This is a genomic window from Streptomyces aurantiacus JA 4570, assembly GCF_000414115.1.
In the GTDB taxonomy this organism is placed as follows: Bacteria; Actinomycetota; Actinomycetes; order Streptomycetales; family Streptomycetaceae; genus Streptomyces; species Streptomyces aurantiacus_A.
The window spans coordinates 46,152-68,148 of the sequence record NZ_AOPZ01000151.1 but is presented as its reverse complement, the minus strand read 5'-3'; the positions used below and the strand labels follow the sequence as shown (position 1 = coordinate 68,148).

The following is a 21,997-nucleotide window of genomic DNA, read 5'->3' as shown; positions in this document are numbered from 1 at the left end:
GTCGCCCGCCGCGCCCTGCGGGAGGCGGCCGGTCACATCGCCGAAGCGGCGGCCGCGGCCTGCCCCGCCGACGGCGCCTGCGAAGTCGCCCTGACCGGCGGCCTGCTGAAGCTCGGGGACGTACTCCTCGACCCGCTGGAGGCACAACTGACGGAGCGTCTCCCGCACGCCCGCCTCGTGCCGGCCGCGGGCGACCCCCTCGACGGCGCCGTCCGCATCGCCGCCGACCTGAAGGCGGAGACCCTCAAGCTCCCGCACGATCCACACCTGTTGTACGTCACGGAGTGACTTGACGGGGTGACTGGTACGCCCTGGAGCGACGCCTTCCGCCCGGCACCACGTCCGTCCCCCGCGGACCCGCGTACGACCCGCCAAATCACCCTACGGCATACGCTCCCCGACCCATCCGACAAAGCGGACTAATACCGCTGACCTGCACCCTCCCCGAACAGCGAAGCCCCTCAAGCCAGTAGCATGCGGCGCCATGAGCTCCCCCACTGGGCCCGCATCCGGCCTGCCCGTACGAATGCCGCGACCCCGTCAGCCGGGCCGGCACCGCCGCCCGGAGCCCGTCGCGGCTCCCGAGGGCGCGCCCGCGCTCGTCCTCGCCGTGCCGGGCGTCCCCAGCACGGCCACGCGCAGCCTCGCCGAGGAAGTCGTCTCCATCGCGCGCTCCGAGCTGCCCGGCCTGGACGCCAGAATCGGCTACGTCGACGGGACGGACGCCGACGCCGGCCCGTCGGCCGAGTTCCCCACCCTCCAGGCCGTGCTCGCGCACACCGCCGCCGAGCGCACCGCCCGCTACGAGCAGGCGCTGGCCGCCGGCGTCGAGGACGCCCGCCGCCCCGAGGGCCCCGTCGCCGTCGTGGTGCCCCTGCTCGCGGGCCCCGACAACGCGCTGATGCGCCGCATCCGGCAGGCCGTGATGGACAGCCGCGCCGCCGCCGAGCTGACCGACGTCCTCGGCCCGCACCCGCTGCTCGCCGAGGCCCTGCACGTGCGCCTGTCCGAGGCGGGCCTGGCCCGTGCCGACCGCGCCCGCCTGTTCACCGTCGCGACCGCCGCGGACGGCATCGTCCTCGCCACGGTCGGCGGCGAGGAGGCCGTGCAGGCCGCCGGGATCACGGGCATGCTGCTGGCCGCGCGCCTCGCCGTGCCGGTGATGGCCGCCGCCCTGGACGAGGACGGCTCGGTCGCCGCGATCACCGCGCAGCTGCGCGGCTCCGGCTCGGCCCAGCTGGCCCTCGCCCCGTACCTGATCGGCCCGGAGGTGGACGCGAGCCTCCTCGACGCGGCCGCGAAGGAGGCGGGCTGCGCCGTCGCCGAACCCCTCGGCGCGTACCCGGCGATCGGCAAGCTGGCCCTCTCCAAGTACACGACGGCGCTGGGCATCACCCCGCCGCAGCCGTCCGGCGCGCCGGTGCACTGACGCGCGATACGCGATACGCGACGGCAAGACGCGGATGGGCCCGCCCCGAATCGGGGGCGGGCCCATCGGCGTATCTCAGCCGAACACCACGCAGCTCGCCGCGGGCACGTCGATCGCGCCCGCGCGCCGCGGCAGCCCCGTCTCCGCGTCGAGGGCGAACCAGGTGACGTCCCCGGAGCGCTCATTGGCGGCGTACAGAAAGCGTCCTGAGGGGTCGAGGGCCAGGTCACGGGGCCAGACGCCGCCGCAGGGCTCGCAGGCCGTCAGACGGGCGCCCGCGCCCGCGTCGTCGAGCGCGAACACGGAAATGACGTCCACGCCGCGCGTCGCCGTCCACAGGAAGCGCCCGTCGGGAGCGACGACGATCTCCGAGGGATAGGCGTCGGCCTCCGAGGGATGGGCCCCGGCGGGCAGCACGGGCGTCTCGGCGAGCGGCCGGAGCGTGCCGTCGGCGGGGTCCCAGGAGCACACGGTGAGGGTCGGCGTGAGCTCGTTGAGTACGTACGCGATGTGGCCGCGGGGGTGGAAGGCGAGGTGCCGCGGGCCGGTGCCGGGCCGGAACGCGACCTCGTGGCGCGGCGTGAGCCCGCCCTCGTCCGGCGCGCACACCCGCACGGAGTCGGTGCCGAGGTCGACGCTCAGCACCCAGCGGCCGCTGGGGTCGGGCAGCACCTGGTGGGCGTGTGGACCCTCCTGGCGCTCCGGGTCGGGCCCGGAGCCCCGGTGCTCGACGACGGCCGCCGGGGCGGAGGCGAGGCTTCCGTCGCTGCGCACGGGCACGGTGGTGACGCTGCCGGAGCCGTAGTTCGCGGTGTGGACGTGTCCGTCGTGCAGGGCGAGATGGGTGGGCGCCTCGGCCCGCACGGGCACCGGCTCGCCCAGGGGTCGGGCGGTGTCGCCCGCCGTGCTGAAGGCGGCGACCGCGCCTTCGGTGGTCTCGCTCACCGCGTAGAGCGTGCCGCCGTCCGGCGACAGCGCGAGATACGACGGGTCGGCCACGGCGTCCGTCGCGCCCAGGACGGCCAGCTCCCCGGTCGCGGGATCGAAGGCCGCCGTGACGACGCCCGGCCCGCCCGTCTGTGTGAAGGATCCGATGTACGCCCGCCGCGCCTGCCCGCCGCCCACTGCATGCCCCTCTCGGCTCGCCCCCGGGACACCGCCTCCCGGGCGGCACCCACGGAGGTGACGCTAGCAGTTGGTCTGGACCACATGGGCGCAACTGGACACAGCAGTCAGGCGGCCCCAGGCGTTCCCGCAGCGGATCCGGCGTCAGGCACCGACCAGCGGCGTGCGGGGCGAGCTGCGCACGGGCGTGGCGAGCTCGATGAGCGCGCGCTCCAGGCCGTGCAGGTGCGCGAGCGCCGGTTCGGTGACGGGAGCGTGCTTGACGGCCGCGGGGGCGAGCGGAGCGGCGAGTGCCTCCTCCGAGGCGATGAGCGCTTCGACGGCCGCCTCGACCCGCTCGCAGGCGGCGGCGAGACGGTCGTCGTACGAAGCCTCGGGGTCGGCGGCGATGGCGGCCAGGCTGCGGGCCTGCTGCGCGCACTCGTCGAGCAGCGCGATGACCTGGTGCGCGCGGGCGCGCCGGGCGCGCAGCGGGCTGAGCGGGTGCACCAGCGGGGCGAGCGAGAGACGGACCCGGCCGAGGATCACTTCGAGGTCGGCGATGTGCGGGGCCGGGTCGGCGGCGGCCGTGCCGGACAGGCGGGCCGCGGCCTCCCGGGTGCAGGCGTGCACGGTACGCACGGCGTGCTCGATCCAGGCGTTGGTCGTGGCGTGGGTGGTGACGGGCAGCACGAGCAGCACGGCGAGCACCGCGCCGAGCGCGCCGGCCCCGGTCTCCAGGAGCCGCAGCGCGAGCAGGCCCGGATCGAGGACCCCGAGCAGGCCGTAGAGGCCGCCCGCCATCACGGTCACCGACAGCATCATCCAGGTGTACGAGACGGCGGCGGTGTAGAAGATCCCGAAGACGCAGACGGCGACGAGCACGGCGGTCGGCACGACGGCTCCGTGCAGGGGCAGCACCACGACGGCGCCGACGGCGATGCCGATCAGCGTGCCCATCACCCGCCGGAAGCCGCGGACCAGGGTCTCCCCGCGCGACACGGTGTTCACGAAGATCCACCAGGTGGCGCCGACGGCCCAGTACCAGCGGTCGCCGGAGAGCGCGTGGCCGATGACGAGGGCGACGCCGCCGCCGAGGGTGGCCTGGACGGCCTGGCGGGTGGTCGCCCGCGCGAGGCCCCTGCGTTCGGCGAGGGCCGGCACCGCGGGCGGCGGCAGGCGCCGCTCGTAGCACCACAGGCCGAAGCGGGTGGCCGAGGACGCGAGCAGCGCCAGGCCGATGGCCTCGTACAGGTCGGGCAGCTGCGCGGGCACCGTGTGCAGGAACTGCGCCGCGAAGAACGTCATGAACGCGAACACACCGAGGGAGTGCCCACGGGGCCCCCACCGGCGGGCGTACACCCCGGCGCCCATGACGGCCAGGAACACCAGGTCCCGCGCCACCGGGTAGTCGTGCAGGACGGCGGCGAGCGCGAGCACGGGGAAGCCCACGGCGGGCAGCAGCGCGGTGGTGACCGCCTGGCCGCGCACGGTGGCGTCGGTGACGGTGAAGAGCGCGAGCAGGGCGGCGAGCCCGGCGATGATGGCCGCGACGAGCGTGTGCCCGATCAGGCCGCAGACCGCGACCGCGACCGAGATGCCGAGGACGGCTCGGGTCGCGCTGCGCAGCCGCACGCGTCCCGGATCCGGAGCCACGAACATCTTCCTCAGCACAGCTTTGCCCACCCTTCGACGGTCCCGGCAGTCACGACATGAATCACGACATGAATAAGGCGCCGCGGAATCCCGCAGCGCCATCGACCGGTCCATCACATCACCTGGGTGCCCGGTGGCTCAACCGGAACACTGGACACAGGGCCATTGGCCCAGTGCCGGGCCCGCGGGCCGGTGCGTCGGCGGGCCAACGGGCCACACCGACGCAGCCGACGGGCCACCGGGCTCAGGTCCCGGGCTTGCGGCCGTAGACGAAGACGTCGTCGCCCTTGCGGAGCGTGTTCCAGTACTTCGCGGCGTCCTTCTTCGTCATGTTCACGCAGCCGTGCGAGCCGGGCGGGGCCCAGACGCTGATGCCGACCGAGTGGAACGCCTGGCCGCCGTCGAAGAACTGGCTGTAGGGCATCGGCACGTGGTAGATGCTCGAGACGTGGTCGATGTCCCGCCAGTAGACCTTCTTGAGGCCGGTGCGGGTCTCGTAGCCGTTGCGGCCCGTGCGCACCGGCACCGGCCCGTACTTCAGGGTCCTGCCGTCCTGGATCCAGCTGAGCTGCCGCGTCAGGTCGACGCAGGCGATGCGGCCCTTGTTGACCGGGCACTTGCCCGCCCTGTTCGGGTTGTTGCCCGCCGCCTTCTGCTTGTTCATGAGGTCCATGACGCCCCAGGTCACGGATCCGGCGTAGCCGGCGTTCGGGCTGATGCCGTGCTTGGTCTGGAATGCCTTGATGGCCTTGCAGTCGGCGGTCGACTGGCGGCCGTCCACCGGGCGGCCCAGGAACTTCTCCACCTGCTTCTGGTACGGCCCGGTCGTCGCCGAGCACGACGCGGCCTGTGCGGTGGTGCTCCCCAGCGCCACCGTGAGCGGGGCCACCAGCGCGGTGATCCCCAGGGCGACGATTCCTCGTCTGCGTATGTCCCCCACTGCGGTGTACTCCTCATTCGTCTGCGTACGCGCCATACGGGTGTGTTGCGCGTTCCGACAGCTAGACCGCTCAGGGGGCGCACTCGTTGCAGGGGGAAGTGAAACAGGTCCGTAACAGCCGTCCGGCGGTCGCGCCGGGCCATTGGTACGGTCACGGTGATCACCTCGCGCACCCGGGAGACCCTCGCACCATGGCCGTCGACGAACTCGACACCCGCATCCTGCGGCTCCTGCTCGAGCAGCCGCGGACGAGCGTGCGGGAGTACGCCCGCGTCCTCGGCATCGCGCGCGGCACCCTCCAGGCGCGCTTGGACCGCCTGGAGCGGGACGGCGTGATCACGGGCACCGGCCCGAAGCTCTCCCCCGCCGCACTCGGCCACCCGGTCCTCGCGTTCGTGCACATCGAGGTCACGCAGGGGCACCTGGACGAGGTCGGGGACGCGCTCGCGGCCGTGCCGGAGATCATCGAGGCATTCTCGATGACGGGCGGCGGCGACCTCCTGACGCGCGTGGTCGCGCGCGACAACGGGCACCTGGAGGACGTCATCCAGCGCCTGATCCAGCTCCCGGGCGTGGTGCGCACCCGCACGGAGATGGCGCTGCGCGAGCGCGTCCCGCACCGCCTGCTGCCGCTGGTGGAGTCGATGGGCAGGGCGGCCGCGGAGAAGCAGGGGAAGCAGGCGGGCAGGGCGGCCGCCGAGAAGTAGTTGGCATGCTGGGGTGCATGAGCGCCTTGAACCACACCTCGGTCATCTTCGATCTCGACGGAACACTCGTGGACAGCGAGCCGAACTATTTCGAAGCGGGTCGGCAGCTCCTCGCCGAGCACGGCATCACCGACTTCACCTGGGAGGACCACGAGACGTACGTCGGCATCTCCACCCAGGAGACCCTGGCCCTCTGGAAGGAGCGCTACGGACTGACCGCCCCGCTCCCCGACCTGCTCGCGGAGAAGAACCGCCGCTACCTGGACCTGGCGCGCACCTCCACCCGCGTCTTCCCGGAGATGCGGAAGTTCGTGGAGCGGCTGTACGACGCCGGGGTGCCGATGGCCGTGGCGTCCGGCTCCTCGCGGCCGGCGATCGAGGCGATCCTCGCGGGCACGGGCCTGGACACCCATCTGACGACGCTCGTCTCGGCGGACGAGGTCGCCCACGGCAAGCCCGCGCCGGACGTGTTCCTCGCGGCCGCCGCGCTCCTCGGCGCCGCGCCCGCCGACTGCGTGGTCCTGGAGGACGCCGCGCCGGGCGCGCTCGCCGCGCGGGCCGCGGGCATGCGGTGCGTCGCGATTCCCTACGTCGCCGCGCAGGCGGACGACCCGGCGTTCGCCTCCGCCGAGCTGCTGCTGCGCGGCGGCCAGGAGGAGTTCACGGCGCAGGCGGCGCTCGACTGGCTGACCGGCTGAGCCCGCAAGCACTCCCGTTCAGCCCGCGATGACTCCCGGCAGCACCAGGGATCCCAGGAGCGCCGCCCCCACCAGCAGCCAGGCCACGTAGTCGCCCACGTGGCCCGAGTGGAGGCGGCGCAGCGGCTCGGCCCAGGCCGCCGCACCGGCGCGGTCCTGGCGGCGGACGGCCACGAGGGCGAGTGCGACGGCCAGCACGGCCGGGAGGAGGCCGAGCAGGATCCCGGCCGCCGACCAGTGCGGCGCCGGCGTGGCCCCGGTGACGTGGGGCAGGGCCTGGTCGGCGGCGTGGGCGGCGCCCGCGGCGAGCGCCGGGACCAGGCCGGTCGCCAGGGCGGCGGCGAGCAGCACGGCCGGCACGGCGAGCATCGTGTCGGGGACCCGGCGCAGCAGCCCCTCGGTCTCCGGCTCCTCGTGCTCGCCGCTCGTCTCGTACGCGGAGTCCGCCTCGGGCCGCGGCCCGAACCCGCCGAACACGCGCGCGGCGACCCGCAGCACCGCTCCCCCGGTCACCGCGGAGACGCCGACGAAGACCACGGTGAGCCACCCGCCCGCCGCGTGCTCCGTGACCGCCTTGCCCAGGCCCGAGCCGAACGGCGGCAGCCCCGTCAGGGCCAGCGCGCCCGCCACGAACAGGACGGCGACGACGGGCAACTCACGGGCGCGGCCGTGCAGTTCGTGCTCGTCGATGCTGCCGTAGCGGTCGAGCAGGATGCCCGCGCAGGCGAACAGCGCGGCCTTCACGCCCGCATGCCCCATGACGTACACGGCGACGCCCGCCGTCGACTCCGGCGTGAGCAGGCCGAGTCCGACGAGGAAGAGGCCGGTGTGGGCGACCGTCGAGTAGGCCAGGAGCCGCTTGACGTGCCGCTGCTGCCAGCACATCACCGCCCCCACGACCGCCGTCACCACGCCGAGGGCCACCAGGGCCCGCTCGGCGTCGGCCGCCGGGACGCCGCCGGGGCCCGCGAACACCGTCCAGTACACGCGCCCCGCCCCGTACACCCCCAGCTCGACCATCACGCCGGACAGCAGCATGCACACGGGGGTGGGCGCCACCGCGTGCGCGTCCGGCAGCCAGAAGTGGAAGGGCACGGCCGCGGCCTTGACCAGCAGGCCCGTCAGTATCAGCACGAACGCGGCGAGGACCAGGGCGTCGGGGCCGCCGCGCGCGTCGAGCCGTTCGCCGATCGCGCGCATGCCCAGCTCGCCCGTGCGCGCGTACAGCAGGGCGATGCCCATCAACGTGGCGTACGCGCCGAGGGAGTTGACGACGCCGAAGGTGAGCGCGCCCTGGACGGCCTTGGCCTCCTCCACCCGGTAGCCCGTGAGCGCGTACGCGATGACGCTCATCAGCTCGAAGAACACGAAGGCGTTGAAGAGGTCACCGGTGAGGACGAAGCCGCACATGCCCGCGTCGAAGAGCAGCACCAGGGCCGGGAAGGACCCGGCGTGCCGTTCGGGCGGTTCGTCGAAGTAGCGCCAGGAGTAGGCCAGTACGGCCACGACGAGGAGGGACACCAGGGCCGTGAGGCCGAGCGCGAGGCGGTCGCCGGTCAGCACGATGCCCACGCTCGTGCCGTCGCGCGGCGTCCAGCCGCCCGCCCATGCGACGACGGGCGAGGAGGTGCCCACGAGGACGTACAGCGTCAGGCCCGCCGTGGCCGCCGCGAAGAGGCAGCCGAGGGTCTCGGCGGCGAACCGCGGCAGCTTGCGCCCGGCGGCGACCAGGACGGCCGCGCCGAACAGGGGCAACGCCACGATCAGGGGCAGCAGCCGGCTCATCCGCGCAGCTCGGACAGTTCGTCGGGGTCCACCGTGCCGTGCCGCTTGGCGACTTGGACGACGAGGGCGAGCAGCAGAGCGGTCACGGTGGCGCCGACCACGACGTCGGTGAGCGCGAGGGCCTGCACGACGGGGTCCACGACCGGACGGGAGCCGGGCTCCAGGTCGGAGAAGACGGGCGCGGTGCCGCCGTCGCGGTAGCCGACGGCGAGCAGCAGGACGTACGTGGCGGACTGGCACACGGCGAGGCAGCCCACGGCGTGGATGAGGTTGCGGCTGGTCGCGAGGCCGTAGCAGCCCACGAGGAAGACCCATGCCGCGACCAGGTACGGCAGGACGTGCATCACGGTGCGTTCACTCCCGGCTCGTCGGGGTTGACGGGGGCTTGGGGCTCTCCTCGATCTCGACGGCCTGGTCCAGGAACCGGGCCAGCAGGACCACCACGGCGGACGCGACCTCCATCCCGATGGCCGCGTTCAGGAGGGGTACGGTCCCGCCGGACGCGAGGGTGTTGAACTCGCCGTACGGAAGCAGGGAGTTGGCGAGGAACGCCGAGCCGCCGAGCATCGCGGCCGCCCCGAGGACCACGAAGGCCGCTTCCCCGGCGGCGTCCGCGACCTCGTACCGGCCGACCGGCCTGATCCGCCGCAGGGCCCGGTAGTCCACGGCGATGTACAGCAGATGCAGCGCGGTCGCCGCGACGACGCCGCCCTGGAAGCCGCCGCCGGGGCTCAACTGGCCGTGCGCGACGACGTACAGGCCGACGACGAGGGTGACGGGCAGCGCGTAGAGCGCGTACCGGCGTACGGGCGGGGAGACCCGGGCCGGCGCGGGCTCCACGTGCCGTTCGTCGCGGGTCTGGCGCAGCAGCACGACCGTGCCGAGGACGGCGCCGAACAGGATGCTCTCCTCGCCCAGGGTGTCGAGGGCGCGCAGGTCGAAGTTGACGGAGGACACCACGTTGGCGGTGTGGTGGGACAGCGCGGCCCGGACGGCCCGGTCCCCGTAGGGGTGCTGGTCGCCGCCGAAGTCCGGGAGCTCGAAGCACGCGGCGCCGAGCAGAGCGGCCAGGCCCGCCAGGCCCAGGGCCAGGACCCACATGCGCAGCCGTCGGCTCACTCGCCCCGCTCCTTGGCCGCGGCGCTCTCGATGGCTCCAGCACTCTCAGTGCTCCCGGTGGTCTCCCCGCCGCGTCCGTCGTCCCGGGTGTGCGGCCTCCGGTGCACCTTCCGCACGGCGAGGGTGAGCAGCAGCGGTGTCAGCGCCGTGCCCACGGCGAGCTGGGACAGGGCCACGTCGGGGGCCTGCAGCACGGTGAACAGGGCGGCCAGGGTGAGGCCGAGCAGGGACAGCACGAGGGCCTGGCGCACCGGGTCCCGCACGGCCACCGCGGCGGTCGCGGAGGCGGCGACGAGCAGCAGCGTGATCACGATCAGGACGTCATCCACGCGCGGCCTCCGCCGGACCCGCGCCCTCACAGTCCGTCCGCCCCGCACCCCGCAGCGCCCGCGCCGCGACCATGTTGCCCGCGACGAGCAGCGCCCCGATCGCCAGCAGTTTCAGCGCCGCCCTGCCCGGCCCGGCGGCCACGCACAGCGGCACCACGACGAGCGGGGTGAGGGCGACGGCCGCCCAGGTGCCGGCCCGGCCGGTGGGCGGGGCCGCCTTGAGGTCCTCGGCGAGCAGTCGGGCGTACACCAGGGTGCCCGCGGGCCCGAGGACCGCGAGGACCAGCGCCACGTCGACGTACGAGGAACGGTCGTAGCCCTGCGCGAGGAGCAGCGTGGCGAGGCAGACCAGCAGGGTGGCGGTGTTCTGGGCGACGACCCGGCGCCGTACGGGTCCCGTCGCCACGCCCCACAGGGTGGGCCCGACGCCGCAGGCCAGCAGCGCGGCGGCGGCCGCCAGCCAGCCGTTCACCGCTCGTCCACCGCTCGCCGGGCCGCCCGCGCGGCCACCGTCCCGAGCAGACCCACGCCCGCTCCGACCAGCAGCTCAAGACCGTCGACCGAACCGATCAGGAGCAGCCACAAGGCGCCGAGCGCCAGCCACCAGCCGGCGAACTCGACCACCGCGGCGGCCGTGTCCCTCACCCCTCCACCTCCGCATACCGGATGGCTCCCGCGAGCCACCACGTTTGCCGCAACATCGCGGGCGATTTCGTTACTTTCCGTCATGGAACCACCGGTGGTGGCTCAGGGGCCGCCGCCACGCACGACGTGGTCCCGGCCGTTCCGGGTACCCGCGCGGCGCCCGTGAAACCGGTGTCGATTCGTGTGGTCGGCGTGCGGCCGTCGTGTGGCCGGATCACCGGAGTCGGTACACGGTGATCAGTACGAGGTGTCGTCGCCACCGCCACGGGTACCTGCGAACGAACGCAGACCCGGGACACCACCGGAAGCGACGCCAGAAGGAACGCCACCCGGAACGGAGGCACGACCGTGAGCGACCAGAACCCCCCGTCGGTCGACGAGGACGGCCCGCCCGTGCCGCGGGACCTGCCCGATCAGCAGGCCACGGACCAGGAGGACCCCTGGGAGCCGGACGACGACGCGGCGGCGACGGGCAACGCCCCCGACGCCGACGACGACGTGCCCGACACGGACGAGGCCGGCACCGGCAGGCGCGGCGCCCCGCACGCACACGGCCCCGGACCCGACCGGCCGGTGCCGGACGAGCCCGCGGACTGACGAGCACGAGCACATGCGACGAGAAAGGGATGATGGGCAGTGAACGACACGGGGCCGTCCTCGGCACAAGTCACGGTGGAACTCAGTGACTGCTCCGCGCACGACGCGGCCGCGGTCTTCGACGTCCTGCGGACCGCCTTCCCGCAGGCGTCCCCGGCCGACCGGCCGGGCGGCGCCGACGGGTCCGGCGGTCCGGTCGCCACGCCCGCGGACACGGGCGCGGGCGGGGCGACGGTGTGGACGGAGACCTTCGACATCTCCGGCGCGGCCGACGCGGTCCCGCCGGGCGCGGCGGGCACGCTGACGCGTCCGGTGTCCGCCGACGTCCAGGGCGGCTACCTTGCGGTCGACCAACTGCGGGCCTTCCTGGCCTCCGTGTTCGCCGTGAGCGGCGAGGGAGCGGCCTTCGGGGACCAGGAGAAGGACGTCCATCTGTGCCTGGCGAACCGCTAGGACGCCGCGCCGGGTCTCCTGTCCGCGGGCAGGTCGTCACACGAGATGAGGCAGCCCCAGGTTGTTGATGAGGGGGCCTTCAACGGTGACGCCTTCGCCGATCAGGGATTCGGCAGCGGCCAGGGGCGGCACCGGGCTCGCCGCCGGGGGTGCCGCCGGTGCGGCGGTGACGGCGGCGGCCGGTGCGGTGAGCGCGGCCATCGCGGCGAGCGCTCCGATCACGAGGACGAGGGGACGGCGCATGGAACCACCTTGTTCTCTTGCGAAGTTGCGCCCTTGAGAGGTCGCTCAAGAGTGCGCCCGGTCCTTCCCGAGCGGCGAGATGGCTGCCCGCGCCGGACCGCGGGTATGCGGGGTGTCCCTCGTACGGGGCGTCGCACGGGGCCTCGTACGGGGCGTGGGGGCGGCAGCCCCTAGGGGAACCCTGATGGGGGTTTCCCCCTCGTGGTCCGGGTGGCCGCTCCATGTCCCGGCGGTGCCGTCAACGGCCAAGATCCATCCATGACTTCACAGCGAACTCGGATCCGGGTCCTTGCCGGTACGGCTCTCCTCGGCAGCGCGTCCGCGCTGATCGCTCCGGCCTCGGCGGCCGACGCCGAGCGTGGGCGGACGCAGGGCGGAGCCCTCGTCTCCGTCGAGCGGGTGGCCGACCTGACGGCCGAGGAAGTGGCCGGCGAACTCAAGGGGAAGATCGACTGGCCCCACGTCCGCCATGGCGTGACGGCCTATCGGGTCGCCTACCGCACCACGGACAGCGCGGGCGCCCCCACCACCGCCAGCCAGCTCGTCGTCCTGCCCAAGAACCGGACGCACCGCCTGTCCACCGTCTCCTGGCTGCACGGCACCACCGTCTACCGCAAGGACGTCGCCTCCCAGAACCCGGCCTCGGGCGACCGGCTGGCCGCGCTGCTGTTCGCGTCGACGGGGCGCGCTGTCTCGGCCCCCGACTACGTGGGCCTCGGCTCGGGCGAAGGCTTCCATCCGTACGGAGACCCAAGAGCCACGGTCGCCGCCTCCGTGGACGGGCTGCGCGCCGCCCGGACTCTCGCCCACCGTGAGGGCCGGGAGTTGGAGCGGAAGGTGCAGGTCAGCGGGTTCTCGCAGGGCGGTCCCGCGACCATGATGGTGGGCCGGGCACTCCAGCAGGAGGGCGCCGACCGCTACTTCCGGCCGGGTGCTCTCGCCCCGGTCAGCGGCCCCTTCCACCTCTCCGCCTTCGAGGCCGACGCGGCCGACGACAAGATCGAGAAGTCCGGCCTCTACCTCGCCTACTTCGCCACCGCCTGGAACAAGACGTACGGCGGCCTCTACGACTCGCCCGGCGACGCCTTCCGCGCCCCCTACGACCAGAAGGTGGAGCGCCTCTTCGACGGCCATCACACCACCGAGCAGATCGCCGGTGCCCTCCCGCCCGCGTCCAGGGACCTGTTCACGCAGGACTTCCTGAACAAGATCCGCAAGCCCGGCGGGATCCTCAAGGAGAAGCTGCGCCCGCTGGACCGCACCTGCGACTGGAAGCCGGACGTACCGGTGGCGATCTACCACAGCGGGGGCGACCGGGACGTCGACTCCTCCCACTCCGAGTACTGCGCGCGGCAGTTGAAGGAGAACGGCGCCCCGTACCGGATCACCGACGTCGGGAGCGGCTTCGACCACAACCAGTCGGTGGGGCAGGCCCTGCCGAAGATCGTCAGGTTCTTCGACAGGGCCGCGAAGGCCGGCTGAGGCAGGCCGCCGGGGGCGCCCCTACTCCACCCGCTTCACCGCGAGTTCCGCGATGCCCGGGTGCTTCTTGGCCTGTGCCGCGCCGCGCACCGTGACCCGTACGTACCGCGCGAGGCGCGACCCGTCAGTGGCCTCGGAGGCTCCGGTGGCCTTGACGGGGTGCCAGTTCCGCCCGTCCAGGGACACCTGGATGTCGTACGACTCCGGCTTGACGTCGGTCCACGTCGGGGTGACCTCGCCGACGCGGACCGGCTCGCCGAGGTCGGCCGTCAGGGTGCCGGTCGCCGCGTTGGGCACCCAGGCGGTGGCCGTGTTGCCGTCGACCGCGGCGCCCGCGTACATGCCGGGCTCCTCCGACGACGCCTTGGCGGGCGTGCAGCGGGCCTGGTTGCCGGTGGGGGCGAGGTCGGGACGGCGGGTCTTCAGGACGGCGGGGGCGCCCTCGCTGACGACCTGCTTGCCCTGGGGCGTGTCGAGGGTCATCGGCGCCCCGGAGGTGAGCCGCACCGTGGTGTGGTGCGCGCCGATCTCGACGTCGTACGTACGGCCCTGCCAGGTCAGTGAGCGCAGGGTGACGCCGTCGGCGAGCTGCGGGGGCAGCATCGGGTCCAGGCGCAGCCGGTCCTCCCGCATCCGCATGCCGGTCAGGCCGTTGGTGAAGATCTGCAGGAAGCCGCCCTTGCCGGTGAGGAAGTCGTGCGCCGGCGAGCCCGCGAGGGGATCATCGGCGCCCGCCTTCTCGCCTCGGGCCTCCGAGAACTGTGCGAACGGACCACGCACGAACGGCTTGATGGAACGTTCCAGATACGTGTACGTGGAGCAGCCCGGCTCGCCGATCCCGGCGGCGTCGATGGCGTGCACCGAGTCCGTCATGGCGGGGCCGTCCGGGTCGGTGCGCTGCGCGTAGTAGTCGAGGGTGGCGGCCGCGGCCCCCTCGGGCATGGGCCACTCCAGCGGGTACATCAACAGGACCGTGTCGGCCTGCTTGATCCTGCTGCCCTTGTAGCCGTCGTACTGCTCGAAGACCTTGCGCTTCGCGTCGTAGGGGATGCGGATCTTGTCGGCGATCGACGTCCACTGGGCGGGCGCCTGCTTGCCGAGGAGCTTCGCGGCGTGGGCGGCGTTGCGCAGGGCGGTGGCGGCGCCCGCGTTGGTGAACACCGCGTCGTCGACGCCGTTGCTGTACTCGTCGGGCCCCGCGGTGTCCTTGATGGAGTAGCTGCCGTCGGTGTTGCGGCTGACGCGGCCCGCCCAGAACTCGGCGATGCCCTTCATCACGGGCCAGCCGCGCTCGCGCAGCCACGTGGTGTCCTTGGTCGCCAGGTAGTACTGCCAGGTGGCCAGGGAGATGTCGGCCTGGAGGTGGATCTGGGTGCGGCAGTGCGGCGGGTCCACGCTGTGGCACTCCTTGGCCACGTCGCCCGAACTGCCGCTGTTCCAGGGGTAGAAGAGCCCTTCGTAACCGAACTTGCGGGCGTTGTCGCGGGCTCCCGCGCGGGTGCGGTAGCGGTAGTCCACGACGGTCTTGGCCAGGTCGGGCCGGGTGGCGAGGAGCCCGGGGTACATCCAGGTCTCGGCGTCCCAGAAGACGAGGCCCGCGTAGTTGTCGCTGGTGAGCCCGGCGGGGGCGATGCTGTTCGCGGCGCCCTTGCGGGTGCTGGAGAGCAGCCCGTACTGCGCGGAGCGCACCCACGTCTGGAGCTCCCGCTGCCGTCCGGCCACCTCGATGTCGCTGCGCCAAAGGCGCGCCCAGGCGGCGGTGTGGGACTTGAGGAGGCCGTCCCAGCCACGCTCCGCCGCGCGCCGCGAGGCGGCGGTGGCGGCCTTGCGGGGGGCGCGCGAGGTCAGTCCGGTGTCGACGCCCACGTACTTGGTGAGTTCGTACGACCGCCCGGACCGCACCGGCAGGGTGAGCGCCTGGCGGTTGGTGAGCTTCTTGGCGCCGCCTGCCCGGCGCTCCCGGACGTCGTGCGTGCCGTGTCCGGCGCGCAGGGTGGACGCGACGGCGCCGTCGACCTTGGTGCCGTCCGTGCGGAAGGCGACGTCCATGGTCGTTCCGGGGCGGCCGCCGTGCCGCTGCCCCTCGGTCCGGTCGCCGCCGCCGGTCTGCTGCACGCGCCGCGCGCCGCGCCCGTCGACGAGGTCGGTGACGGTCGCCTCCCCGCTCCAGTGCGGACGCATCTTCAGGCGTACGGCGCCCACGTGCGGGTCGGTGCGGTCGGCGAGCACCTCGTAGACCAGGTCGGTGCGGCGGCCGTCGGCGGCGGTCCAGGTCAGGGTGGTGCGGACGAGGCCGCAGTGCAGCATGAGGCTCTGCCGGTAGGCGGAGATCCGGCCTGCCGCCGTCGAAGAGTTGAAGGTGTCGGAGCCCTTGCCGCCGGTGGTGACGGTGAGCGGGGTCCAGGTGGGCAGTGCGGCGACGGCCTGCCGGTCCTCGGCGGTGCGCTTGTTGTGCGCGTACAGGCCGGACACGAAGGAGCCGTCGTAGCGCGGGGTGAACAGCGGCCAGCCGGTCTTGGCGTCGCTGTCGGCGTAGCCGGCGCCGTTGGGCGGGACGCGCTGGCCCAGATAGCCGTTGCCGACGAAGGCGTGGCTGGTGTCCTTGGGATCGATGCGGGTGCTGTCGAGCGTCCAGCCGCCGCCGCGACGGCAGTCGGTGGACGAGGTGGGGGTGGCGGAGGCGGCGTCGGCCCGTGGGGTGGCCGTCGGCGGGACCGCCGCGACGAGCACTCCGGCGAGCAGCGCCGCGGACAGTCTGACGGCGTGCGGCCGCGATACCAGGGAGTACGTCATTGTTCTCCGTCGTGGTGATGTGAGGATCCACGGACCATAAATTTTGTGAACGAGTCACGTCAATGGTCGCGACATGAATCATCAACTCCCGAACGCAGAGCGCGCGGTTCTCGCCGCCTCCGCGGGACCTCAGCGGTGCGTGAACTTCGGCGCGCGCTTCTCCGTGAACGCGCTCATGCCCTCCTTCTGGTCCGCGGTCGCGAACACCGCGTGGAACAGGCGCCGTTCGAAGCGGACGCCTTCGGTGAGGGTGGTCTCGAAGGAGCGGTTCACCGACTCCTTGGCCATCATGGCGACGGGCAGGGACATGCCCGCCACGGTCTCGGCGACGGTCAGCGCCTCGCCGAGGAGGTCGTCGGCGGGGACGACGCGCGAGACGAGACCGGCCCGCTCCGCCTCCTCGGCGTCCATGGTGCGGCCGGTCAGGCACAGCTCCATCGCCTTGGCCTTGCCGACCGCGCGCGTCAGCCGCTGGGAGCCGCCGATGCCGGGGATCACGCCCAGTTTGATCTCGGGCTGACCGAAGACCGCCGTGTCGGAGGCCAGCAGGATGTCGCAGAGCATGGCGAGTTCGCAGCCGCCGCCGAGGGCGTAACCGGAAACCGCGGCGAGCGTCGGCGTCCGCACCTGGCCGAGCCGATCCCAGGCCGTGAACCAGTCGCTGAGATACATGTCCAGGTAGTTCTGCGGACTCATCTCCTTGATGTCGGCGCCCGCCGCGAACGCCTTCGCGGAACCGGTGAGGACGATGCAGCCGACGTCCGGGTCCCGGTCGAGTGCTTCGGTGGCGGCGACGACCTCCCTCATCACCTGGAGGTTCAGGGCGTTCAATGCCTTGGGGCGGTTCAGCGTGAGCAGGGCGACCCTGCCCTTGCGTTCCACGAGGATCGTCTCGTACGAGTCCGTCGTGGCCGTGGAGTCGGTCATGATCAGTGGTCCCTCTTGTCGTCGGCGAGCTGCTGTCCGGAGCGGTCCCTGATGGCCCGGACGATCCCGGAGAAGTCCTCCGCCGCCCCGTCGCCCTCGGCGAACGCGGCGTACAGCGCGGCGGCGCGCAGCCCCAGTTCGGCATCGACACCGCCCGCGCGCACCGCGTTCGCGGCGAGGCCCAGGTCCTTGGCCATCAGCGGGGCCGCGAAGCCGGGACGGTAGTCGCGGTTGGCGGGCGAGCCCGGAACCGGCCCCGGCACCGGGCAGTTGACGCTCAGCGCCCAGCACTGGCCGGACGCCGTGGACGCGACGTCGAACAGCGCCTGGTGGGACAGGCCGAGGCTCTCGCCGAGGACGAACGCCTCGCTCACGGCGATCATGGAGACGCCGAGGATCATGTTGTTGCAGATCTTCGCGGCCTGTCCGGCGCCCGCCGCGCCGCAGTGCACGGCCTTCTTGCCCATCGCGGCGAGCAGCGGCTCGGCCTGCGCGAACGCGGCGTCGTCCCCGCCGACCATGAACGTGAGCGTGCCCGCTTCGGCGCCCATGACGCCGCCCGAGACCGGAGCGTCCACGGCGCGGTGGCCGGCCGCCACGGCCGCTTCGTGCGCGGTCCGCGCGTCGGCGACGTCGATGGTGGAGCAGTCGACGAACAGCGTGCCCGGGCGGGCCGCCGCGAGCAGCCCCTCGTCCTGGTAGAGGGCGAGGACGTGGCGGCCCGCGGGCAGCATGGTCAGGACGACGTCGGCCTCGGCGGCGGCCGCGCCGGCCGAGGGCGCGGCCTCCACGCCCGCGGCGACGGCGGTCTTCAGCGCCTCGGGCACCAGGTCGTGGCCGACGACGCGGTGACCGGCCTTGACGAGGTTGGCGGCCATGGGGCCGCCCATGTGGCCGAGGCCGATGAAGGCGATGACGGCGCTCACCAGGGCACCTCCTGGGTGAAGTGGTCGGCGGCGAGGGAGAGTTCGCGCGCGCCGAGCGGGGCGAAGTAGCGGGCGATGTCGTCGTCCGTGACGTCGGCGAGGGCGGCCGGGGACCAGCGCGGGTCGCGGTCCTTGTCGACGACCTGGGCGCGGATGCCCTCCACGAGGTCGGCGGAGGCGAGGGCCGCGCACGACACCCGGTACTCCTGCTCGAGCACGCGCTCCAGCGGGCCGAGCCGCCGTGCCCGCCGCAGCGCCGTCAGCGTGACCTTCAGGGCGGTCGGCGACTTGGCGTGCAGCGTCTCGGCGGCCTCCTTGGCGGCCTGCGCGCCGTGCCCCTCCAGGCGGTCGACGATCTCCTCGACGCTGCCCGCCGCGTAGCAGACGTCGATCCACTCCCGCTGCGCGGCGAGCACGCCGGGCGGTGCTTCGGCGACGTACCGGGCGAGGACGTCACGTACCGGCTCTGCCGCGAGATCCGCGACCAGGCACGGCAGCAGCTCGGAGGGCACGAAGTGGTCGGCGAGCCCGCACAGCAGCGCGTCCCGCGCGCCCGCCTGCTGGCCGGTCAGCGCCAGGTGGGTGCCGAGTTCGCCGGGAGCGAGGCCGAGCAGGTAGGTGCCGCCGACGTCGGGGACGAAGCCGATGCCTGTCTCGGGCATGGCGATCCGCGAGCGGTCGGTGACGACGCGGACGCTGCCGTGCGCGGAGACGCCCACGCCGCCGCCCATGACGATGCCGTCCATCACGGCGACGTAGGGCTTCGGGTAGCGCGCGATGCGGGCGTTGAGGCGGTACTCGTCGCGCCAGAAGTCCGCGGAGGCCCGGCCTCCGGTGCGGGCGTCGTCGTAGATGGCGCGGATGTCGCCGCCCGCGCACAGTCCGCGCTCCCCCGCGCCGGTGAGGACGACGGTCTCGACGGCCGGGTCCGTCTCCCAGGCGTCGAGGGCCGCCTCGACGCGGCGGACCATGGCGTGGGTGAGGGCGTTCAGGGCCCTGGGCCGGTTGAGGACGACGTACGCGGCGCGGCCTTCGGTGCGCAGCAGCACCTGCTCGTCGTCGCCGGTCGTGGAGGTGGCGGCGGTCATCGCAGTGCCCCCGTCAGGCCGCGGGCGACGATCAGGCGCATGATCTCGTTGGTTCCTTCCAGGATGCGGTGGACGCGCAGGTCGCGGACGAGCTTCTCGATGCCGTACTCGGTCAAGTAGCCGTAGCCGCCGTGCAGTTGGAGCGCGCGGTCGGCCACCGAGTGGCCGGTGTCGGTGGCGAACTGCTTCGCCATCGCGCACAGCTCGGGTGCCCCCGGGTCGCCCGCGTCGAGGGCCCCCGCGGCCTGCCGGACCAGGGCGCGGGCGGCGGCCAGCTCGGTCGCCATGTCGGCGAGCCTGAACTGGAGCGCCTGCGCGTCCAGGAGCCGCGCCCCGAAGGCTTCGCGGTCGGCGAGGTGGGTGAGGCTGCGGTCGAGGGCGCTGCGGGCGCCGCCGAGGGAGCAGGCGGCGATGCCGAGGCGGCCGCCGTTGAGGCCGTTCATGGCGATGCGGAAGCCGTTGCCCTCACCGCCGAGCAGCCGGTCGGCGGGCACCCGGACGTCGTCGAGGAGCACTTGCCGGGTGGGCTGGGCGTTCCAGCCCATCTTCTTCTCGTTGGCGCCGAAGGACAGGCCGGGGTCGTCGCGTTCGACGACGAAGGCGGAGACCCCGCCGGGGCCGCTCTCGCCCGTGCGGGCCATCACGATGTAGACGTGTGACGCGCCCGCGCCGGAGATGAACTGCTTGACGCCGTTCAGGACGTACGTGTCGCGGTCGCGCTCGGCGCGGGTGCTGAGCGCGGCCGCGTCCGAGCCCGCCCCGGGTTCGGTGAGGCAGTAGCTGCCGAGCCAGTCCATGGTGGTCAGCGGCCCGAGCCAGCGGGCGCGCTGGGCGTCGTCGCCGTACCGGTCGATCATCCAGGCGACCATGTTGTGGATCGACAGATAGCCCGCGATGGACGGGCAGCCGGAGGCGAGGGCCTCGAAGACGAGGACGCCGTCGGCCCGGGTGAGCCCGGAGCCGCCCGCGTCCTCGGCGACGTACATGCCGCCGAGTCCGAGGTCCGCGGCCTTGCGAAGCACCTCCACCGGGAAGTGCTTGTCCTGGTCCCAGGCGAGCGCGTGCGGGGCCAGGTGTTCCTGGGCGAAGTCGAGGGTCGTCTCGACGATGGCGAGCTGGTCGTCGGTGAGCTGGGTGCTGGTCATGGCGCCGGTCACCGCATCGTCGGGAGGGTGAAGGACGCGCCTTCCTTGGTCCCGGAGGGCCAGCGCGAGGTGACGGTCTTGGTGCGGGTGTAGAAGCGGATCGAGTCGGGTCCGTGCTGGTTGAGGTCGCCGAATCCGGAGCGCTTCCAGCCGCCGAAGGTGTGGTACGCGACGGGGACCGGGATGGGCACGTTGACGCCGACCATGCCGGTGTCGACGCGCCGGGTGAAGTCGCGGGCGGTGTCGCCGTCGCGGGTGAAGAGCGCGACGCCGTTGCCGTAGGGGTGCTCGGTGGGCAGCCGCAGCGCCTCTTCATAGTCGGCGGCGCGGACGACGCAGAGCACCGGGCCGAAGATCTCCTCCTGGTAGATCCGCATGTCGGCGGTGACGCGGTCGAAGAGCGAGGCGCCCGCGAAGAATCCGCCCTCGCTGCCGGGGAGGGTGAAGTCCCGCCCGTCGACGACGAGTTCGGCCCCTTCCTCGACGCCCAGGTCGACGTACGAACGTACGCGGTCGACGGCATCGCGGCTGACGAGCGGGCCGAAGTCGGCCTCGGCGTCGTCGGAGCGGCCGATGCGCAGCGCGCCGATGCGGTCCTTGAGGCGGGCCACCAGCGCGTCGGCGGTGGCCTCGCCGACCGGCACGGCCACGGAGATCGCCATGCAGCGCTCGCCCGCGGAACCGTAGCCGGCGCCGATCAGCGCGTCCACGGCCTGGTCGAGGTCCGCGTCGGGCATCACGATCATGTGGTTCTTGGCGCCGCCGAAGCACTGGGCGCGTTTGCCGTGGGCGGCGGCGGTGGCGTAGATGTGCGCGGCGATCGGCGTGGATCCGACGAAGCCGAGCGCCTCGACCCGCGGGTCCTCCAGGAGGGTGTCGACGGCCTCCTTGCCGCCGTTGACGACGTTGAGGATGCCCGGCGGCAGGCCCGCCTCCAGGAAGAGTTCGGCGAGGCGCAGCGGGACGGACGGGTCGCGTTCGGAGGGCTTGAGGATGAAGGCGTTGCCGCAGGCGATGGCGGGTGCGGCCTTCCACAGGGGAATCATCGCGGGGAAGTTGAACGGCGTGATGCCGGCGACGACGCCGATGGGGCGGCGCAGCGAGTGCACGTCGATGCCGGTGCCCGCGTTGTCGGTGAATTCGCCCTTGAGCAGGTGCGGGATGCCCGCGGCGAACTCCACGACCTCCAGGCCGCGCTGGAGGTCGCCGTGCGCGTCGGGGACGGTCTTGCCGTGCTCGGCGGACAACAGCCGCGCCAGGGAGTCGCGTTCGCCGTCGACGAGCTGGAGGAAGCGCAGCAGGACGCGGGCGCGGCGCTGCGGGTTCCACTCGCCCCACTCGCGCTGCGCCTCGGCCGCGTCGGCGATGGCCGCCTCGGTCTCCGCGCGGTTCGCGAGCGGGACGCGGGCCTGTACCTCGCCGGTGTTGGGGTCGTACACGTCGGCGAGCGCGCCCGAGGTGCCCGGGGTGTGCTTGCCGCCGATGAAATGGGTGAGTTCACGGACCATGGGGGAGCCTGCTCTTTCGTCAGGTGCATCCAGGGAAGGGCGCGGCCGGACCGGCCGCCGGGGCGTGCGTGGGCACGCCGTCGCGACGGACGGGAGAGTGGACGCGAACGGCGAAGGGGCCGTCAGACAGCGGGGGTTGACGCTCGCATCGCCGGATCACCGGGTTCGTGAGTGCGCACCGGGGCCATGTGTGTCTGCTCCATCCTCGTGGACAACACGGAACACCCCGCGGCCGGTATCCTGACTCCCGGATCAGCGCCCGTTCTCCCGCCTTCCCAACGGACTTGTCCGTCAGTGGCGTTGTTGCACGCGAGAACGCACTCCCCGGTCACAGTGGCGGGACCGCGCCGGATTCACACCGGCTTCCCTGCACCGCGGGCTTCGTCCACGAAGATATACTTGGACGTCCTAGTAAGTCCACAC

At 73.2% G+C, this 21,997-nt stretch carries 22 protein-coding genes, 1 pseudogene and 1 riboswitch; of the genes and pseudogenes, 7 read left to right on the top strand and 16 right to left on the bottom strand.

Annotated elements, in window-relative coordinates; all coding sequences use genetic code 11:
- Together STRAU_RS16830 and STRAU_RS16825 are read left to right on the top strand one after the other, a co-directional pair.
- A pseudogene (locus tag STRAU_RS16830) lies at positions 1-288 on the top strand (ATPase); the annotation flags it as partial.
- A 196-nt stretch (positions 289-484) separates the two neighbouring features.
- Positions 485-1,429: a sirohydrochlorin chelatase gene (locus tag STRAU_RS16825; protein ID WP_078621267.1), complete on the top strand. Its 945-nt coding sequence runs from the start codon at positions 485-487 to the stop codon at positions 1,427-1,429.
- 75 nt (positions 1,430-1,504) lie between these two features.
- Here STRAU_RS16825 and STRAU_RS16820 read toward each other — a convergent pair whose 3' ends face one another.
- From STRAU_RS16820 to STRAU_RS16810, 3 genes are all read right to left on the bottom strand, one after another.
- Positions 1,505-2,554, bottom strand: coding sequence for a lactonase family protein (locus STRAU_RS16820; protein ID WP_016641543.1), 1,050 nt, complete (start codon positions 2,552-2,554; stop codon positions 1,505-1,507).
- A 144-nt stretch (positions 2,555-2,698) separates the two neighbouring features.
- Positions 2,699-4,207 carry an FUSC family protein gene (locus STRAU_RS16815; RefSeq protein ID WP_016641542.1) on the bottom strand — a complete coding sequence of 503 codons (1,509 nt, stop codon included), beginning with the start codon at positions 4,205-4,207 and terminating at the stop codon, positions 2,699-2,701.
- Between the two features lie 226 nt (positions 4,208-4,433).
- The gene (locus STRAU_RS16810) at positions 4,434-5,129 is read right to left on the bottom strand and encodes a L,D-transpeptidase family protein (protein WP_037659941.1); all 696 of its coding nucleotides are present in this window, start codon (positions 5,127-5,129) and stop codon (positions 4,434-4,436) included.
- Between the two features lie 191 nt (positions 5,130-5,320).
- Between STRAU_RS16810 and STRAU_RS16805 the strand changes: the two genes are divergently transcribed.
- Together STRAU_RS16805 and STRAU_RS16800 are read left to right on the top strand one after the other, a co-directional pair.
- Entirely contained in the window at positions 5,321-5,836 is a 516-nt protein-coding gene (locus tag STRAU_RS16805; RefSeq protein WP_016641540.1) for an Lrp/AsnC family transcriptional regulator, read from the top strand.
- A gap of 17 nt (positions 5,837-5,853) precedes the next feature.
- Positions 5,854-6,534, top strand: a complete 681-nt coding sequence (locus STRAU_RS16800; protein WP_016641539.1) for an HAD family hydrolase — start codon at positions 5,854-5,856, stop codon at positions 6,532-6,534.
- Between the two features lie 18 nt (positions 6,535-6,552).
- Here STRAU_RS16800 and STRAU_RS16795 read toward each other — a convergent pair whose 3' ends face one another.
- The 6 genes from STRAU_RS16795 to STRAU_RS42985 are packed head-to-tail and all read right to left on the bottom strand — an operon-like array spanning position 6,553 to position 10,412.
- Positions 6,553-8,319, bottom strand: a complete 1,767-nt coding sequence (locus STRAU_RS16795; protein ID WP_016641538.1) for a complex I subunit 5 family protein — start codon at positions 8,317-8,319, stop codon at positions 6,553-6,555.
- Positions 8,316-8,663 carry a sodium:proton antiporter gene (locus tag STRAU_RS16790; protein WP_037659937.1) on the bottom strand — a complete coding sequence of 116 codons (348 nt, stop codon included), beginning with the start codon at positions 8,661-8,663 and terminating at the stop codon, positions 8,316-8,318. The genes STRAU_RS16795 and STRAU_RS16790 overlap by 4 nt, the downstream gene beginning before the upstream one ends.
- Positions 8,664-8,673: 10 nt before the next feature.
- A complete protein-coding gene (locus STRAU_RS16785; RefSeq protein WP_203227421.1) occupies positions 8,674-9,438 on the bottom strand; it encodes an MnhB domain-containing protein in 765 nt (254 codons plus the stop codon).
- Positions 9,435-9,767 carry a DUF4040 domain-containing protein gene (locus STRAU_RS16780; protein ID WP_016641534.1) on the bottom strand — a complete coding sequence of 111 codons (333 nt, stop codon included), beginning with the start codon at positions 9,765-9,767 and terminating at the stop codon, positions 9,435-9,437. Before STRAU_RS16780 ends, STRAU_RS16785 begins: the two co-directional genes overlap by 4 nt.
- Positions 9,760-10,239 (bottom strand): MrpF/PhaF family protein, encoded by a 480-nt coding sequence (locus tag STRAU_RS16775; protein WP_016641533.1) that lies wholly within the window; start codon positions 10,237-10,239, stop codon positions 9,760-9,762. Before STRAU_RS16775 ends, STRAU_RS16780 begins: the two co-directional genes overlap by 8 nt.
- Positions 10,236-10,412, bottom strand: a complete 177-nt coding sequence (locus tag STRAU_RS42985; RefSeq protein ID WP_203227420.1) for a hypothetical protein — start codon at positions 10,410-10,412, stop codon at positions 10,236-10,238. The genes STRAU_RS16775 and STRAU_RS42985 overlap by 4 nt, the downstream gene beginning before the upstream one ends.
- 348 nt (positions 10,413-10,760) lie before the next feature.
- Here STRAU_RS42985 and STRAU_RS16770 point away from each other — a divergent pair, with 348 nt between their 5' ends.
- Positions 10,761-11,009 (top strand): hypothetical protein, encoded by a 249-nt coding sequence (locus STRAU_RS16770; RefSeq protein ID WP_016641531.1) that lies wholly within the window; start codon positions 10,761-10,763, stop codon positions 11,007-11,009.
- A 39-nt stretch (positions 11,010-11,048) separates the two neighbouring features.
- Positions 11,049-11,462, top strand: coding sequence for a hypothetical protein (locus tag STRAU_RS16765; RefSeq protein WP_037659935.1), 414 nt, complete (start codon positions 11,049-11,051; stop codon positions 11,460-11,462).
- A gap of 36 nt (positions 11,463-11,498) precedes the next feature.
- Here the strand turns inward: STRAU_RS16765 and STRAU_RS16760 are convergent, their stop codons facing one another.
- The gene (locus STRAU_RS16760) at positions 11,499-11,705 is read right to left on the bottom strand and encodes a hypothetical protein (protein ID WP_016641529.1); all 207 of its coding nucleotides are present in this window, start codon (positions 11,703-11,705) and stop codon (positions 11,499-11,501) included.
- Between the two features lie 258 nt (positions 11,706-11,963).
- Here STRAU_RS16760 and STRAU_RS16755 point away from each other — a divergent pair, with 258 nt between their 5' ends.
- Complete coding sequence (locus STRAU_RS16755) at positions 11,964-13,187, top strand: alpha/beta hydrolase family protein (RefSeq protein WP_016641528.1); 1,224 nt, start codon at positions 11,964-11,966, stop codon at positions 13,185-13,187.
- 21 nt (positions 13,188-13,208) lie between these two features.
- Here the strand turns inward: STRAU_RS16755 and STRAU_RS16750 are convergent, their stop codons facing one another.
- The 6 genes from STRAU_RS16750 to STRAU_RS16725 form a co-directional block, all read right to left on the bottom strand.
- Positions 13,209-15,980 (bottom strand): discoidin domain-containing protein, encoded by a 2,772-nt coding sequence (locus tag STRAU_RS16750; RefSeq protein ID WP_016641527.1) that lies wholly within the window; start codon positions 15,978-15,980, stop codon positions 13,209-13,211.
- A 129-nt stretch (positions 15,981-16,109) separates the two neighbouring features.
- The gene (locus STRAU_RS16745) at positions 16,110-16,907 is read right to left on the bottom strand and encodes an enoyl-CoA hydratase (RefSeq protein WP_016641526.1); all 798 of its coding nucleotides are present in this window, start codon (positions 16,905-16,907) and stop codon (positions 16,110-16,112) included.
- Between the two features lie 2 nt (positions 16,908-16,909).
- Positions 16,910-17,833 carry a 3-hydroxyisobutyrate dehydrogenase gene (gene mmsB / locus STRAU_RS16740; protein WP_016641525.1) on the bottom strand — a complete coding sequence of 308 codons (924 nt, stop codon included), beginning with the start codon at positions 17,831-17,833 and terminating at the stop codon, positions 16,910-16,912.
- The gene (locus tag STRAU_RS16735) at positions 17,830-18,921 is read right to left on the bottom strand and encodes an enoyl-CoA hydratase/isomerase family protein (RefSeq protein WP_016641524.1); all 1,092 of its coding nucleotides are present in this window, start codon (positions 18,919-18,921) and stop codon (positions 17,830-17,832) included. The genes mmsB and STRAU_RS16735 overlap by 4 nt, the downstream gene beginning before the upstream one ends.
- Entirely contained in the window at positions 18,918-20,066 is a 1,149-nt protein-coding gene (locus tag STRAU_RS16730; RefSeq protein WP_037659965.1) for an acyl-CoA dehydrogenase family protein, read from the bottom strand. Before STRAU_RS16730 ends, STRAU_RS16735 begins: the two co-directional genes overlap by 4 nt.
- Before the next feature lie 8 nt (positions 20,067-20,074).
- Complete coding sequence (locus STRAU_RS16725) at positions 20,075-21,574, bottom strand: CoA-acylating methylmalonate-semialdehyde dehydrogenase (protein WP_016641522.1); 1,500 nt, start codon at positions 21,572-21,574, stop codon at positions 20,075-20,077.
- A gap of 213 nt (positions 21,575-21,787) precedes the next feature.
- Positions 21,788-21,966, bottom strand: a riboswitch (cobalamin riboswitch).
- Positions 21,967-21,997 lie beyond the last annotated feature (31 nt).